The following is a 16,596-nucleotide window of genomic DNA, read 5'->3' on the forward strand; positions in this document are numbered from 1 at the left end:
CAGACGAGGCGAGAGGAGGGAATCTCAAGAATGCAGGCGAAATGCACATGTCCGGGCACCGAGCACGAGAAGGCACTGGCTCAGATTGCGAACGTCATCGACCTGTACAAGGGAAGGACCGGGAGCCTGATTCAGGTGCTGCATCTGGCGCAGCAGATTTATGGCAGCCTGCCGCTGGAGGTACAGATGTTCATCTCCAAGGAGATGGAAATCCCGCTGTCGGAGATTTCGGGCGTGGTGTCCTTCTATTCGTTCTTCTCCACCGTGCCGCGCGGGCAGCACACGATCCGCGTCTGCCTGGGAACGGCCTGCTACGTGCGCGGAGGCAAGCGCGTGCTCGAGGGCCTCTTGGCGAAGCTGGGCGTGGAGCTGGGCGGCACGACGCAGGACGGGCGGTTCACGCTGGAGGTCGCGCGCTGCATCGGAGCATGCGGGCTGGCCCCGGCGATGATGATCGACGACGAGGTGTATAAGCAGGTTAACGTCAACAAGTTGGAAAGCATCCTGACCAAATATTGAGACCGGGGAGGTGAACGGGCATGAAGGTAAACAGTTTGAACGATCTGATCGCGATCCGCGACGGCGAGCACGAACGCCTGGCCAAATACAAGCATACCATTTTGGTCTGCGGCGGGGCGGGCTGCGTTTCGTCCGGCTGCGCCGAGGTTGAGAAGGCGGTGCGCGAGGCGCTCGTGCTGCACGCTCTGCAGGAGGACACGCAGGTGATCGAAACCGGCTGCATCGGCACCTGTGCGGTCGGCCCGGTCATGCTGATCCAGCCGGAGGGAATTTTCTATACGAAGCTTACGCCCGACACGGCGCGCGAGATCGTATCTGCGCATCTGAAGCACGGCAAAATCCTCCGGCAGTACACATTCTTTGACCATTCGCTCGGAGCGAACGTCCCGAAGATCGACGACATCAACTTCTTCAAGGATCAGGTGAAGATCGCGCTGCGCAACTGCGGGGTGATGGAGCACGCGCGCATCGAGGCGTACATAGCCCGCGGCGGCTACCTGGCCGCGGCGCGGGCGCTGACCGAGCTGTCCGGCGCGGACGTGGTGCGCGAGGTGAAGGCGTCCGGACTGATGGGGCGCGGCGGCGCGGGCTTCCCCACGGGCGTCAAGTGGGAGGCGGGGCTGAAGGCGCCGGGGCCGGTGAAGTACATCGTCTGCAACGCCGACGAGGGCGACCCGGGCGCGTTCATGGACCGCTCGATCATCGAGGGCGACCCGCATTCCGTGATCGAGGGGATGCTGCTGGGCGGCTATGCGATCGGCGCGAACACGGGATACGTGTACGTGCGCGCGGAGTACCCGCTGGCGATCGAGCGGCTGGAGAAGGCGTTTCAGCAGGCGCGCGAGATGGGGATCCTTGGCAAGAACCTCTTCGGTTCGGGCTTCGACTTCGACATCGAGATCCGCATCGGCGCGGGCGCGTTCGTGTGTGGCGAGGAGACCGCGCTCCTCAACTCCATCGAGGGCGCGCGCGGCGAGCCGCGGCAGAAGCCGCCTTACCCGTTCCAGAACGGCCTGTTCGGACGCCCGACCATCATCAACAACGTCGAGACCTTCGCGAACGTTCCCGCAATCATGCTCAAGGGCGCGCAGTGGTACTCGGGGTTTGGAACCGAAAAGAGCAAGGGCACCAAGGTGTTCGCGCTCGCGGGCGACATCACCAACACCGGCATCGTCGAGGTGCCCATCGGAACGCCGCTTGGCAACATCCTCTTTGACATCGGCGGCGGCGTGCCGGGCAAAAAGAGCTTTAAAGCCGCGCAGATCGGCGGGCCGTCGGGCGGCTGCATCACGAGCGAGAACCTGAACATCCCCACCGATTACGCCGATCTCAAGGAGCTCGGCGCGATCATGGGCTCGGGCGGCCTGATTACCATGAACGAGGATGCCTGTATGGTGGACACCGCGCGCTATTTCCTCGATTTCATCAAGGACGAATCCTGCGGCAAGTGCGTCGCGTGCCGCCTGGGTACCAAGCGCATGCTGGAAATCCTCGAACGGATCACGCGCGGCGAGGGCGAGGAAGGCGATATCGAGCTGCTCGAGGAACTGGGAGAGATCATCCAGGACACCGCCATCTGCGGCCTGGGCCAGACGGCGCCCAATCCTGTGCTCAGCGCGATCAAGAACTTCCGCGAGGAGTTCGAGGAGCACATCCGCTACAAGCGCTGCCGCGCCGGGGTATGCTCCGAGCTGTTCATTTCCCCCTGCGAGAATACCTGCCCAGCCAACGTCAACGTGCCCGGCTACACCACGCTCATCGCCGAGGGCCGCTTCATCGACGCCTACAATCTCATCCGCCAGGAGAACCCTTTCCCGGCCGTGTGCGGACGCATCTGCACGCGCCCCTGCGAGAGCAAGTGCCGCCGCAGGATGCTGGACGAGGCGGTCGCCATTTGCGACCTCAAGCGGTTCGTCGCCGACTACGCCCACAAGCACGAGAAGAAGTACGTCAAGGACATCATCTTCCCCAAGAACGGCAAGCGCGTGGCGATTATCGGTGCGGGCGCGGCGGGGCTGACCTGCGGGCACTATCTGGTGCGCATCGGCTACGAGGTGGACGTGTACGAGGCCGAATCCGTGGCCGGCGGCGTGCTGGCCTACGGCATCCCCGAGTACCGGCTGCCGATGGACGTATTGCAGCACGAGATCGGCCTCATCGAGCAGGAGGGCGTCATCGTCCACCTGAACACCGAGATCGGCCGCGACATCTCCTTCGACAGGCTGCGCAAGGAAAGCGACGCGATCTTCATTTCGACCGGAACGCAGCTGCCCCAGAAGGCGGGCATCCCGGGCGAGAACCTGCTGGGCGTGGAGCACGGCATCAGCTTCCTGAAAAAGGTGAAGCTGGGCCGCGACATCGAAGTCGGAAACAACGTGGTGGTCATCGGCGGCGGCAACACGGCGGTCGATTCCGCGCGCACGGCGCTCCGCAAGGGCGCGAAGAAGGTCACCATCCTCTACCGCCGCACCCAGAACACGATGCCCGCCTACGAATCGGAGGTGCGTGAGGCGCTCGATGAGGGCGTTGAGATCATTCCGCTCGCCCAGCCCGCGCGCTTCATCGGCAACAGCGAAAACCACGTCGTCAAGATCGAGTACAAGAAGATGCAGCTCGGAAAGTTCGACAGCAGCGGCCGCCGCGTGTCCGTGCCCAGCGGGGAGCCGAACGCGTTCATCGACGTCGACACGGTGATTCCCGCCATCAGCCAGTACGCGGATCTTCCGTTCATCCCGGCGGGGGAGATCGGCCGCACGCAGTGGGGGACGTTCACGGTCGACCCGGATACCATGATGACCACGATGAAGGGCGTGTTCGCGGGCGGCGACATCGTGCGCGGGCCGGACAGCGTGATCCAGGCCATCGCCGACGGCAAAAAGGCGGCCATCGCCATCGACAGGTTCTTCGGCGGGCGCGGCGCGCTCAACCGGGGCGAGGAGATCAAAATCTCCCTCCACGTGGACGACGACGACGTGATGGAGCTTCCGCGCTACCCGCTCGACATGCTGGAAATGGAAAAGCGCAAGGGCAGCTTTGACGAGGTCGTGCTGGGCTACCACAAGCTCACCGCGATGGCCGAGGCGATGCGCTGTCTCCATTGCGAAAGGAGGTAGGCCGTATGGTACACATGACCATCAACAACCAGTACATGGAGGTTGAGGAGGGCATCACCATCATGGAGGCGGCGCGCCGCAACCACATCAACATCCCCAACCTCTGTTATCTGTCGGACGTCCACCAGTTCGGCGGCTGCAGGATCTGCGTCGTCGAGGTGGAGGGCATGAAGAACCTCCAGGCGTCCTGCATGACCAAGGTCGCGAACGACATGGTAGTCAACACCTACTCCAACCGCGTCAACAAGGCGCGCAAGGTGCTGTACGAGCTGATGCTCTCCGACCACTCGCAGGACTGCCTGAGCTGCACGCGCAACCAGACCTGCAAGTTCCAGGCGCTTGGGAAGCAACTGGGCGTGGACACCTCGCGCTTCGAGGGCGAGCGTTCGAGCTACCACATGGACGCCTCGGTCGCCATCACGCGCGACATGTCCAAATGCATCCTTTGCCGCCGCTGCGTCACAGCCTGCGCGCAGGTTCAGCAGGTGTGCGTGCTCGGCCCGCAGAACCGCGGGTTCGACACCGAGATCGCGCCCGCGATGAGCCTCCCCATCGGAACCGTGAACTGCGCCTTCTGCGGCCAGTGCACGGTGGTCTGCCCCGTCGGCGCGCTCAAGGAGACGAGCGCAAAGCGGACGGTATGGGACGCGCTTGAAAACCCAAAGCTGCGAACCGTCGTGCAGGTCGCCCCCGCCGTGCGCGTCGCCCTGGGCGAGGAGTTCGGCATGCCCGCGGGCAGCCGCGTGACCGGCAAGATGGTCGCCGCGCTGCGCAAGCTGGGCTTCAAGGACGTGTTCGACACGAACTTCGCCGCCGACCTCACGATCATGGAGGAGGGCACCGAGCTCCTGGCGCGCTTGAAGGACGCGCTGAACGGCGGGCGCGAGGCGCTGCCAATGATCACGAGCTGCTCGCCCGGCTGGATCAAGTACGTCGAGCACAATTTCCCGGATCAGCTGTCGCATTTGTCGAGCTGCAAGTCGCCCCACACCATGCTGGGCGCGCTGGTGAAGTCCTACTATTCGCGGACGATCGGCCTGACGCCCAAGGACATGTACGTCGTGTCCGTCATGCCCTGCACCGCCAAGAAATTCGAGATCGTACGCGAGGAGATGGTTAACGAGGAGGTGCCGAACGTCGACGCGGTGCTTACCACGCGCGAGCTCGCCGACATGATCCGCTCGGCCGGCATCGAGTTCACCGAACTCGCGGACGAGAAATTCGACAGCCCGCTGGGCATGTCCACGGGGGCTGCGGACATATTCGGATTGACCGGCGGCGTCATGGAAGCCGCGCTGCGTACCGTTTACGAGATCGTGACGGGCCGCGAGCTGCCCTTTGACGGCCTGCACGTGACGCCCATCGTCGGGCTCGACCAGGTCAAGGAAGCCGCGATCTGCATCGAGAATCCCCTGCCGGACTACGCGTTCCTCGACGGGATTACGCTGCGCGTGGCCGTGACGAGCGGGCTGGCGGGCGCGGACAAGCTGATGCGGCAGATCGCGAAGGACGAATCGCCCTATCACTTCATCGAGGTGATGGGCTGCCCGGGCGGTTGCATCATGGGCGGGGGCCAGCCGCGCTCGGAGGATCCGCACGTGCGCAAGAGGCGGCTCGAGAACCTCTATCTGGAGGACGAGAGCAAGGAGCTGCGCAAATCCCACGAGAACCCCTTTGTGACCCAGCTGTATGAGCAATACCTCGGTTCCCCCAACGGCCACCGCTCGCATGAACTCTTGCATACCAGGTACGTCAAGCGCGGCATGTTCAACCAGCTCACACCGGGCGACTACTCGGTCGCGGTGGAGCCGGCGCAGCAGCGCAAGGTCATGCCCAAGCCAAGGCCCAGGCTGGTCGAACCGCCACCGCGCACGCGCGAGGAACACGAGTCGCCCAGAATCTTCGAGCTAGAGGCGGAGAATCGCCGTTTGACGGCGGAGCTTAGGGACAAGGATGAGACCGTCGAGATCCTCAAGAGCGTCATCGCCGACTGCAAGCCGTAACTTCATAAGAGAGCCGCGCGCCGGGCGGTGCGATATCCCCCGGCGTACGGCAATAACCTGCTGTCATGTGTTGAAAACCACCACCCGATTGCGTATAATGATTGCGGATATAACAGAGGGAAACGAGGCGAGAGAGGTTGTGTTGGATCAGGAGATCAAATTGCTCGTCGCCGACGCCGACGCGACCGTGCGCGATATCATCCGCCTGAGCGTCGGCGCCGAGGGTTGGCTGTGCGACTTCGCTCAGGACGGGATCTCGGCCCTCAAGCGCCTGCGCAGGTGCGAATATCAACTGGTGATTTTGGAAGCGGAGCTCCCGGAGATCGGCGGCTGCGTCGTCTGCCGCCATCTGCGCAAGAGCTTGAGCATCCCTGTCGTTTTCATCAGCCGCAACGGGAACGAGGCCAACCGCCTCGCGGGATTCGAGGCGGGCGGGAACGATTACGTGCTCAAGCCCTTCTATCCGCGCGAGTTGGTGGCGCGCATCCGGAACCTCCTCGTCATCTTCGGCAACAACGCGCGTGCGCCCAGCGTCGTCAAGGCGGGCGAGATATCGCTCGATCTGGGCTCGCATCAGGTGTCCGTCAACGGGACGGATGTGAAGCTCACGCCCAAGGAATTCGACCTTCTGCTCTTTTTCCTGCGCAATCAACGGCAAGCCTTCTCCCGGGACGCGCTGCTTGAGATGGTCTGGGGGCAGGATTTTCTCGGCTCCGACCGCACGGTCGACACGCACATCAAGAGCCTGCGCGGTAAGATCTATCCCTGCCAGGACAACATACAGACCGTCTGGGGCTACGGCTACAAGTTCGAGATTTGAAAACGAGGGCTTTCACATCTCCGGACCGCGGCCGATTTGCGGCACCGATGCCTGGAGGGCATTATACAGCAAGCAAAAGCAGGAAGACAACACATTCAACGCGAAATCGGGCCGCTCCAAGCAACGCAGCGGCCCGATTCAGCCCCTTCTCCCGGCCAAATGCTTTTCGAAAATTTATCTGCCAAACTGCCGTTTTATATTGACGTTTTTCGATTTGGCGCACATAATGCTCATATCGAAGATCGTGAATTTGAGGTGGCAACATGGATTACTGCCTGGAGAACGCTAAGGTATTCAAGGCGCTGGGCGATCCCAGGCGGGCCATGATCGTGGATATGCTCTCCTGCGGCGAGCTGTGCGCCTGCAACATTTTGGAAAAATTTGCAATGTCGCAGTCCACGCTGTCCCACCACATAAAGCTTCTGCGTGAGTGTGGGCTCGTCAAAGCCAGGGAGGAGGGAAAGTGGACGTACTATTCGCTGGATTCGCAAGCCGTTCAGAATACAAAGCGGTTCCTGTGCGCCATCACCTCCGAGAAGGAAGATTGTATCTGCAAGGGCAAGGGTTCCATCAAATGTGAAGTGTGCTCGGAATGTCCAAGCGCTGTTGTTCATCCGAGGACTGCTGCGGGACGCCGCAGCCGAACAAGCCGCCCGCCATCCGCATGAACGGAAGCGACATTGCCGCGGAGCTTCGTAAATCGGTTTGCGAGGACTGTGGGGAGCTTTGCGGCGATACCGTGGTGGCGCGTATGGGTGTATAACGGCGTCGAATATACGGCCCCACAGGCAGGGTGAGTCGGAGCGTTAAGAGAAAGCAGGCGGCAATAAAGTGAGCGAGCAAAAAGCACAGGGCATCGGTTTCTTCGAGAAGTATCTGACGGTGTGGGTCGTTCTCTGCATGGCGGCAGGCATCCTGATCGGGAAATTTCTGCCCGGCATTCCGGCGGTTCTGGAAAAGCTGCAATACGCGGGCCAAAACCTGCCCATCGCCGTGCTCATCTGGGTCATGATCTACCCGATGATGATGAAGATCGACTTCCAGTCCATCAAGAACGTGGGGAAGCATCCCTTGGGCATCCTGATCTCCAGCGGCAGCAGTTGGCTCATCAAGCCCTTCCTCATGTTCGGTCTGGCAGCCCTGTTTTTCAAGGTCATGTTCCGCGCCTTCATCCCGGCGGAGCTGGCACAGGATTTTGTAACGGGAGCCGTATTGCTGGGCGTAGCACCATGCACCGCGATGGTGTTCGTGTGGAGCAACCTCACGAAGGGCGACCCGGCGCACACGCTCGTGCAGGTTTCGGTCAACGACCTCCTGATCCTCGTGCTGTTTGTGCCGCTGGTGCAGTTCCTGCTGGGGGTGAATGGCGTCAGCATCCCGTGGGATATGCTCGCCTTTTCCATCATGCCGACGATGAAGTCTCCCTTGGCATGCCGCGCCTTGCGCCGGTCCCAATCGTCAATGTACTTCATTCGCCCCTCCAAAAAGCGGAGCCAGACGCAATGTCCGGCCCCGTCGTCTCATGCACTTTGCGCGATATGCAATCCCTTATTTGATCTCTGCCCTGGCGTCGGTGGCCAGTTGCGCGAGGGTGGCGTCCATGTCGGCGCTGCCATCCACGACGATGGCCTGGATGGCGCCCAGCACCTTGTTGGCGATGGTGTCCGCCTCGGCGAAGGGTTCGGGCTGCAGCGCGGTCTTGGTCTGGTTGACAAACGGCTGCTCAGAGGGCTGCTCGAAGTACTCGTTGTCCTGCAGGGAAATGAGGCTGGGGAGTTGGCCCAGCAGCTTGCAGGCTTCCAGGTTCAGCTCGTCTTCCATCAGCACCTTGATGAACTCCCAGCTCAGCTGCTGCTTCCGATCGTCTGACTTGAAGATGATCAGGCCGATGCCGCCCAGCGTGGAATATGCGGTATCGCCCTCGGCAACCACAGGGATGGGCGCAATGCCGATGTCCTGACCCACCTCCATCGGGCGGTCAGCAGCACCTTTCAAGTTGGCCTTCCAGCCGTAGCCGAACTGCAGCCACATGCCTACGTTGCGCTTGAAGAACGAGTTGATGTCGTTCGTGGTGGGCGGGCCGTAGGACTGGGCGGTCTTCAGGAACTCCATGAACTCCTTCATCTTGGCTTCAGGCTTATCAAACACGATGTCGGTGCCCATGTCGTTCATCAGCTGATATTGGCCGCCATTGAAGTTGTAGTAGATGGGGGCCAGCATGTCCCAATACCAGCCGCCCCAGGTCAGCGCTTCGTTCCAGAATCCGGTGCCGTAGATCTCCGGGCCCAGGTCGTCAATCGCCTTGGCGGCGGCCAAGAACTCGTCGAAGGTCTTGGGCGGGGTTTCCGGGTCCAGCCCAGCCTGGGTGAATAGCTCCTTGTTGTACACCATCATGGTGGTGGTGAGGTTCCACGGAACATAGAAGTTGTAGTCCGCGAAATTCACGATGTAATTCTCGTCCAGGCGGGCGAACAGCTCGTCAAAGCCCTCGAAGCCGTTCAGCGGAACCAGCACGCCGGACTGCGCATAGCGCATGCCGCGGGAGCCGAAGCCGCCGGTGTACACATTGGGCACATTGCCTGCGGCGATCTGGGTGTCGATCTCCTTGTCGGAGATGACTTGCACGGTGACGTTGGGGAATTTCTCGTTGAACTTGGGCACGGCGACGTTGTTCATGAACGCCACATAGTCGCCTTCCGGCACGGCCACGGTGATCTGGTCGGTGACGGAAGTGTCAGCGGCCAGCGCGGGAACCGCCCCGCACGCGAAGAACAGCGCCACGGCCAGAGCGAGTGACAGCAGGTGGGTCAGCTCTTTGTTCATGGAATCTCCTCCTCCAGAAAATATAGATGCCCCAATGGGGGAAAACGCGATGCGCCTTAAGGGGTGTCGGCAGATTGCTGTGCGTTGAGCTCGGCGAGCTTAGCTTCGACTTGCTGGGCCAGCTCCTTGTTCATGGGGAAAACCTGGACGGCGGACTCGTAGGCCTCAATGGCCTTTGATGTCTTTCCATCGGCGAGCAGCAGCTCGGCTTTGCGCAGTAGCGCCGCGTCCAAGTAGCGCTTGTCGATCTTCAGATACTTTTTGACCATGGCGTCGATGTCCTTAACGCTGAGCTTTTCCTGCAGGATGGTCTGCTCTCTTTGCCGCGCGTCCAGGAAGATCTGGGGCTTGGGCAGGGCCAGACCGCCCTCCCAGGCCTCGACCACCTGCTGATAGGCACCAGTAAAGTCGCCCGTTGCGAAGTCGTTCCCGCCCTTGAGTGCCAGCGCGTACTTGCCCGATTCGAAGCTGGCCTCGGCCTCGGCGAAGTAGCCCGCAGTCATGTTGTAGATGCGAAACCAGGTGACCGCGTAGAACGCCACCAGCAACGCGATGGCCGCCAAGGCAATCAGAAGTCTCTTTTTCATATGCTCTCCCCTGCCTCACTTCAGGCCCACGCCGGTGAACGCCTTGATGAAATTCCTTTGCACGCACAAAAACGCAATGACAATGGGCACCGTGACCAGCGTGGTCGCAGCCCACAGCTGTTGAAAGTGACCGTTGGGAATCAGCGTTTTGAACCGGAACACCGCCAGCTGCAGCGTCATCTTGTTCTGATCCGTCATATAAAGCAGCGGGCGCATGAAATCGTTCCACGAGTCCATGAAAGACAGGATGCCCACGGTCGAGATGGCGGGCAGCGACAGCGGCAGTACGATGCCGTACAGGATGAACGGCTCGCTTGCGCCGTCCATGCGCGCGGCCTCGAGGTATTCGTCGCTGATGGAATGCATGAACTGCATCATGAGGAAGATGTTGTAGGCGCTGATGCAGACAGGCAGGATCATGACCTTGAAGCTGTTGATCCAGCCCCACTGGAAAAACATCTGATACTGCGGAATCAGCATGAGAATGGATGGCAGCATCATCGACGACAGGATCAGGCTGCGCCAGGCGGACTTGCCGGGCAGGTTGCACTTAAGGATGCCGTACGCCACCGTCAGGCTCAGCAGCACGTTGAGCGCCATGGTGCTGGCGGAGACAAAGATGGAGTTTAAGAACAACCGGCCGATGTTGAGCTGCACGAACACGCCCACATAGCCACTGAAGTCCGGCTTAGCGGGCAGGCTGAGCGGGTTGCTTATGATCTCGTTGGCGGACTTGACGGAGTTCAGGAGCATGATCCAGAACGGCGTAATCACGACGACTGCCCCCAGGGCGAGCACCAGGTACTTCAGCAACGTCCATAACTTCTTATGCATTGATCTGCCTCCCCTCGGTGAACTTCATTTGGATGTGGGTCGCGATGAAGATGATCACAGCCAGGAAGATGCCGATGGTGGATGCATAGCCCATGTCCAGGTCTTTGAAGGCGATGCGGTATAAATAGAGCACCGGCGTCAACGCCGCATTGCCCACGCCACCGGCGGTCTCGAAGTTCATGTAGCTCTCGGTGAACATCTGCATGCCGTTGATGACGTTCATGGTCAGCACGAACACCAATTGGTCCCGCAGCAGCGGCAGCGTGATGCGTGTCACCCGGGCAAACGCGCTGGCGCCGTCGATGGCCGCGGCCTCGAACACAGATGCGTCGATGCTGGCGATGCCACCGATGAAAATGACCATCTGGATGCCGAACCACTTCCAACTGGAGAATAGCGCGATCAGCGGCATGGGCAGGGTCTTTGACACCGTCCAGATGAACGGCTTGTCAAGCCAGCCCCAACTGAGCAGCAGCTTTTGGATGGGCCCGTCGGGGCCCACGATGAAGTAGTTGTACACCATCATCCCCACGGTCAGCGAGGTGATGACGGGCATAAAGTAGACGGTACGGAACACCGAATCCAGCTTGCGGCTGGTGCTGAGCATCATCGCAGACGCCAGCGAAATGATCAGCGTCAGCACGATGAAGATGGCCTGGTTATAGACGATGTTGCCGATGGACTGCCAGAATACCGGATCCATCACCACCTTCGCCCAATTGCCAAGGCCAGTGAAGCGGATGCGGAATTTGTCCAGCGTGTCGTAGGACATGAACGAGTTGCCGATGGCCGTGGCAAATGGATAGATCAAAAACAGCGCCATGTAAATGATCCACGGTAGCAGGAACACATAGCCCCACACCCGCGTCTGAACCCCGATCGCTCGCTTCACGCCCCACACCCTCCCATCAAACTCGCGCGGTACTCACAACCAGTTCGAAACGTTTCTATGCCAATCATACCACAATCCTCGTGCAAATGACAAGTACTTTATGCACAAAACCACACAAAAATTTTCTTACAATACATGTCCTTCACAATTGATCGCATTTTTGTAGAAAATGGATTGACAAGGGATGGATTTGTACGTATGATAACAGCAGGATGCTCTGAATCGTTTCGAATCCACTTGTACTGATGAGGAGGGAACCCATGTCAGGCCGCATGATGATTGAGCGCGACGGGCTGCGCTTTTGCTTTCTTGAAACGGGCGATGTGAGTCAGATCAGTTGTGGCGGCGTGATGCTGAACCAGCTGGTGGGCAACGCGCTGGACGGCTCGCTGATGAACCTGTATCTACGAGTGCAGGTAGACGGCGCATGGCGCAGCGCGCCGATGCTTGGCGTGCAGTCGGCGAGCACATGCGCGCGCGCGGAAAGCCAGCTCGTGTACCGGGGTCGGTTCGAGGGCGTTTCCTACGAGGTCCGGTTTTCGCTGACCGATGCGGCTTTCTTCTGGGACGTGGCGCTGTCGGGCGAGGGGCTGTGCGACGTCATCTGGGGTCAGGATCTGGGCCTGGCTGACGAGGTGTCCGTGCTCAACAACCCCGCATACATGAGCCAGTACATCGACTACTGCGTGTTCGAGGGCGCTGAGGATGGCTATGTGATCACCGCGCGCCAAAACCAGCGGATGTCCTCGGGCCACCCGGCGCTGCAACTGGGGCTGCTTGAGGGCGCGCGGGCCTACTCCACGGATGGGTTCCAGTTCTTCGGGCTGGATAGCCGCGTGAACGGTGAGGCCGAGGCGCTAAAATGCGATGAACTGCCAAGCCGCGTCTACCAATACGAGTTTGGCTATGTCGCGCTGCAGTCGAAGCCGCTGCGTCTGAACAAGGCTGAGCAACGGCTCTCGTTTTTCGGGCGCTATCTGCCCGACCTGCCCATACGCAATCGCGCCGAAGGCATTCCCGATGCCGTGCGGGCTGCGCACCACCCGCTGTGTGCCGAGGCCGACCTCTCCGAGTTGGCGCGGGCCGAGCGATTGCCATCGGAGCCGCTGTCGGTGCTGCCGTATTCCGCCGAGGAGACCGCCGCGCTGTATGGAGACAAAGTCCTGGTCGAGGCCGAGGACGGTCGAGAGCTGTCCTTCTTCACGCCCGAGCACGCGCACGTGGCGCACCTCGCGAAGGAGCGGCTGTTGGAGCGGCCCCACGCGCACATCATCATGACCGGCCTGAATTGCGTGACCGACGAGCGCGCCATGGCCGCCACGTGCCACATGCATGGTGCGTTCGTATCGCAGTTGGTTCTGGGCAATACATCATTCCACGCGCTGAACACCTGCGTGCGAAACCCGCTGAATCGGTTCCACAGCGCCGGGCTGCGCATCTGGGTTCGGGAGGGAGACCGGTTCGTGTTGTTGGCCGAACCGTCGCTGTTCGAAATGGGCGTCAACTACGCCATATGGCGCTACAAGACCGGGTCAGACACGCTCATTGTTCGCGTCTACAGCCTCGTGGAGCAGTCGGAGATTAGGCTGGAGCTATGCTCGCTTGAGGGCGCCCTGAACCGCTACGTGATCACGCAGCAGCTGGCGCTGAGCGAGAGCGAGCAAGGCCCTCTGCTCCCCGCTACGCGAGAAGGCGACACGGTACTGTATCGGCCGCACCCCGATACGCTGACCCACGAGCGTGCGCCGGAGATGGTGTTCGGCGTGACGGTTTCGGGCGCAGCATTCCGCCTGACCGACGACGGCCTGTTCTACGTCGACGGGCTTGCGCGCAACGAGCGGCTGTCCGTACTGGCATTGGAGCCCACGGCGACGTTTTCGCTGACGATTTCAGGCAGCATCGAGGGTGTGCTCCCCCCCATCGAGCCTCGCGCCTTCGAGGCCGAATGCTTGCGCTATGCCGCGTTCTTCTCCGCGTTCACCGGCGGCTTTGCGCTGTGGGGCGAGGATGCGCGGACACGGCGGCTGAATGCCACGGTGTGGTGGTTTGCTCATGACGCGATGATCCATTTCCTGTCGCCCCACGGCATCGAGCAATCGCAGGGCGCGGCCTGGGGAACGCGCGATGTGTGTCAGGGGCCGGTGGAATTGTGCCTTGCGTTCGGTCACCACAGCAACATCCGCGACATCCTGATGGAGCTATACGCGCACCAATATGCGGAAACCGGCGATTGGCCGCAGTGGTTCATGCTGGGCCGCTACGCGGACACCCAACAGCAGGAGAGCCACGGAGACATCATCCTGTGGCCTCTGAAGGTGCTGAGCGACTACCTGTCCGCGACAGGCGATTTTGGCATCCTCGAAGAGGAACTGCCCTACACCGCGATTGCGGACAAACAATTCACCGCGCGGCGCGAGCCGCTGCTTTCCCATGTGAAAAGGCAGATCAACGCGATCCGGGCACAGTTGTTGCCCGGCACCGCGCTGCCCCGCTACGGCAACGGCGATTGGGACGATACGCTGCAACCCGCCGATCCCTCGCTGAAAAGGCAACTGGTCTCCAGCTGGACCACCGCGCTGACCCAACAGGTATTTGTCGAACTGGGGGCGGCGCTGGCATTGGCGGATGGCGAGCTGTCCGCCTCGCTGGTGCGCACCGCCACGGACATCGCGCGCGATTTTGAGCGGCTGCTGGTCAAGGACGGCGTGGTCTCCGGCTTCGCGCGCTTTGAGGGCGACCAGCCGCCCAGCTACATGCTGCATCCATCGGACGATCACACCCACATCGCATACCGCCTGATTCCCATGACCCGCTCGATCATCGCGCAGCTGTTTGACGCCGACGCGGCGAACGCGCATTTGGGCATCATCTGCGACCATCTGGCCTTCCCGGACGGCGTGCGCCTGATGAGCAGCCCGCTCTACTACAATCACGGCGAGACCATCCACTTCCTGCGCGGCGAACAGGCCGCCAGCTTCGGGCGCGAGGTGGGGCTGTGCTACACCCACGCCAACGTGCGCTACGCCAATGCGCTCTGTGTGCTTGGCGAGGGCGCGCTGGCGATGGACGCGCTGGAGCGGATCACGCCGGTAGCGATCCACGACAAGGTCAAAAATGCGCTGCCGCGCCAGGCGAACGTGCACTTCAGCAGCTCCGATGGCGATTTCGCGACGCGGTTCGATGTGGACTACGAAGCGCTTCGCCGGGGCGAGGCAAATGCGAAGGGTGGATGGCGGTTGTACTCCAGTGGTCCCGGCATCTTCGTGCACCAACTCATCTGCCAATCGCTGGGCGTTCGTATCGCAAACGGCTGTCTCGTGCTTGACCCCCAACTGCCGGATTCGATGTGCGGGCAGACCTTCACCCTGCAAATCGAGGGCACATGCGTGGAGTTTCGCTATCGGCTCATATCGGGCTGCGCCGTGCGCCGCGTACTGCTCAACAGCACAGAGCTGCCCTTCGAGCCGTTTAAAAACCGATACCGCGCAACCGGCGCGCAAGTGAAGCTGGACACGCTCCACGCCGGCCTATGTACAGGAAGGCAGAACATTTTGGAACTGGAGAGCTGAGAGGAGAGCACATGACCACCATCAAGGACATCGCGCAGCGCGCAAACGTGTCAATCAGCACGGTTTCCTACGCATTGAACGGAAACCCGCTGGTTTCGGCTGAAACCAGCTCACGGATTTTGTCCATCGCCAAAGAGATGAACTACATGCCCAACGCGGCGGCGCGTTTCTTGAAGACCCGCAAGACGCAGATTGTGGGCGTGTTTCTGGCGTCGTTCTCCGGCTCGTTTTATGACAAACTGCTGCGCGGCATGCAGGAGGTCTTCGTACCCGCCAAGTACTCGGTGATCATCTGCAGCGGCCCACAATCCCAGCGGCTACTCACCCAACGCATGCTGGACGGGGCGGCAATCCTGGACAGGCACTTCAGCGACAAGAGCCTCAACATGCTCGCGGCACACAAGCAGCCCATCGTCGTGCTCGACCGGGAATCCCACCACGACACCACCGCGCAGGTGCTGCTGGACAATGTCGGCGGCGCGACCCAGGCCATGGACTATTGCTACGGGCGCGGCTTCCGCCGGTTTTACATCGTTACCGGACCCACAGGCACGTACGACTCCGACATGCGCCTCGCGGCCGTGCAGGCTTTTTTGCGCGCACACCCCGATGTGACGGGGCATATTCTGCCCGGCGCGTTCGATAAAGCCTCCGGCGCGCGCGCGGCGGAGCACATCATCAGCCACGGCGTGGAAAACGCGGTGAGCTTCTGTTTCAACGACGAAATGGCCGTAGGCATGTACAACTACCTGCAACAGACCACATTCGAGATCGGCAAAGACGTGCACATCATGGGCTTTGACAACATCGAACTGTCCCAATACCTATCCCCAAGGCTCACCACCATCAACTACTCGCTCGAGGACTGGGGCCGTCGCTCCGCCCAAGCCCTCCTAAACCTCATGCAAGGAAAACCCTGCGCCCCGCAAGTCATTCACACCTCCATCTTTGAAGGCCAATCCGTCGGGCGCACTTGCGAATAGCGTTCATACAGTATCCACCATTCGCAACGCGCCATCGAAAAAGGGGCAGCCATCTCATACCGTTTGGGGCTGTTCCGCGCCAAATGCCCCCGCCTCGCGCCGCTGTCCGGCGGCCAACTTCTGGTTGTGCTGGGCGTGGCGCTCGCCTCGATGTTGTGGTACGAACTGGTGAAAGCAGTCAGAAAGGCGGGGAAGCGCGCATGAAAACGCTTATCGTAATTTTGCGGAGGCATTGACAATGTCCCGGCAGGGGCATATACTGTGAATACAATTGGATAATCTCGGTAGGTGAGGCTACCATAGGGATACGGGTTGCTGCCGCGGATCAGTGGAGACACTGTGAGAAGGCCAGCAGTCAATGTCGATTACAAGGCATGGACTAACGCAACTTCATCGCCCTATGATGCTAAAACTTGTACGGTGAGATCGTGCTCATCCCAACTTCGCGCAATG

Annotated in this window: 11 protein-coding genes, 1 pseudogene and 1 riboswitch; of the genes and pseudogenes, 8 read left to right on the forward strand and 4 right to left on the reverse strand. The window is 60.9% G+C overall.

Going from position 1 to position 16,596, the window contains the following annotated elements; all coding sequences use genetic code 11:
- The first annotated feature begins 30 nt into the window (after positions 1-30).
- The 6 genes and pseudogenes from ACH6CV_RS15475 to ACH6CV_RS15500 form a co-directional block, all read left to right on the forward strand.
- Positions 31-519: an NADH-quinone oxidoreductase subunit NuoE family protein gene (locus tag ACH6CV_RS15475; protein ID WP_456359117.1), complete on the forward strand. Its 489-nt coding sequence runs from the start codon at positions 31-33 to the stop codon at positions 517-519.
- Between the two features lie 20 nt (positions 520-539).
- The gene (locus tag ACH6CV_RS15480; protein WP_456359118.1) at positions 540-3,632 is read left to right on the forward strand and encodes an NADH-ubiquinone oxidoreductase-F iron-sulfur binding region domain-containing protein; all 3,093 of its coding nucleotides are present in this window, start codon (positions 540-542) and stop codon (positions 3,630-3,632) included.
- 5 nt (positions 3,633-3,637) lie between these two features.
- Positions 3,638-5,635, forward strand: a complete 1,998-nt coding sequence (locus tag ACH6CV_RS15485) for an NADH-dependent [FeFe] hydrogenase, group A6 (RefSeq protein WP_456359119.1) — start codon at positions 3,638-3,640, stop codon at positions 5,633-5,635.
- 142 nt (positions 5,636-5,777) lie between these two features.
- Positions 5,778-6,455, forward strand: a complete 678-nt coding sequence (locus tag ACH6CV_RS15490) for a response regulator transcription factor (protein ID WP_456359120.1) — start codon at positions 5,778-5,780, stop codon at positions 6,453-6,455.
- A gap of 263 nt (positions 6,456-6,718) precedes the next feature.
- On the forward strand, positions 6,719-7,123 hold the full coding sequence (locus tag ACH6CV_RS15495) for an ArsR/SmtB family transcription factor (protein WP_456359121.1): 405 nt from the start codon (positions 6,719-6,721) through the stop codon (positions 7,121-7,123).
- A 163-nt stretch (positions 7,124-7,286) separates the two neighbouring features.
- Positions 7,287-7,907: pseudogene (locus ACH6CV_RS15500) on the forward strand (arsenic resistance protein); the annotation flags it as partial.
- A gap of 96 nt (positions 7,908-8,003) precedes the next feature.
- On the opposite strand, the gene ACH6CV_RS15505 reads toward ACH6CV_RS15500, so the two are convergent.
- Genes ACH6CV_RS15505 through ACH6CV_RS15520 form a run of 4 tightly spaced genes read right to left on the reverse strand, consistent with a single transcriptional unit; the run spans position 8,004 to position 11,522 of the window.
- Positions 8,004-9,278, reverse strand: a complete 1,275-nt coding sequence (locus tag ACH6CV_RS15505) for an extracellular solute-binding protein (RefSeq protein WP_456359122.1) — start codon at positions 9,276-9,278, stop codon at positions 8,004-8,006.
- A gap of 56 nt (positions 9,279-9,334) precedes the next feature.
- Positions 9,335-9,865, reverse strand: a complete 531-nt coding sequence (locus ACH6CV_RS15510; protein ID WP_456359123.1) for a hypothetical protein — start codon at positions 9,863-9,865, stop codon at positions 9,335-9,337.
- Positions 9,866-9,880: 15 nt separating this feature from the next.
- Positions 9,881-10,699, reverse strand: coding sequence for a carbohydrate ABC transporter permease (locus ACH6CV_RS15515; protein WP_456359124.1), 819 nt, complete (start codon positions 10,697-10,699; stop codon positions 9,881-9,883).
- The gene (locus ACH6CV_RS15520) at positions 10,692-11,522 is read right to left on the reverse strand and encodes a carbohydrate ABC transporter permease (protein WP_456359134.1); all 831 of its coding nucleotides are present in this window, start codon (positions 11,520-11,522) and stop codon (positions 10,692-10,694) included. Before ACH6CV_RS15520 ends, ACH6CV_RS15515 begins: the two co-directional genes overlap by 8 nt.
- Positions 11,523-11,851: 329 nt before the next feature.
- Here ACH6CV_RS15520 and ACH6CV_RS15525 point away from each other — a divergent pair, with 329 nt between their 5' ends.
- Together ACH6CV_RS15525 and ACH6CV_RS15530 are read left to right on the forward strand one after the other, a co-directional pair.
- Complete coding sequence (locus tag ACH6CV_RS15525) at positions 11,852-15,160, forward strand: GH36-type glycosyl hydrolase domain-containing protein (protein WP_456359125.1); 3,309 nt, start codon at positions 11,852-11,854, stop codon at positions 15,158-15,160.
- An 11-nt stretch (positions 15,161-15,171) separates the two neighbouring features.
- Positions 15,172-16,143 (forward strand): LacI family DNA-binding transcriptional regulator, encoded by a 972-nt coding sequence (locus tag ACH6CV_RS15530; RefSeq protein WP_456359126.1) that lies wholly within the window; start codon positions 15,172-15,174, stop codon positions 16,141-16,143.
- 273 nt (positions 16,144-16,416) lie between these two features.
- A riboswitch (M-box (ykoK) riboswitch) is annotated at positions 16,417-16,575 on the forward strand.
- Positions 16,576-16,596 lie beyond the last annotated feature (21 nt).

The organism is Anaerozeibacter quisquiliarum (assembly GCF_051162045.1).
Classification (GTDB): Bacteria; Bacillota; Clostridia; order Christensenellales; family Aristaeellaceae; genus Anaerozeibacter; species Anaerozeibacter quisquiliarum.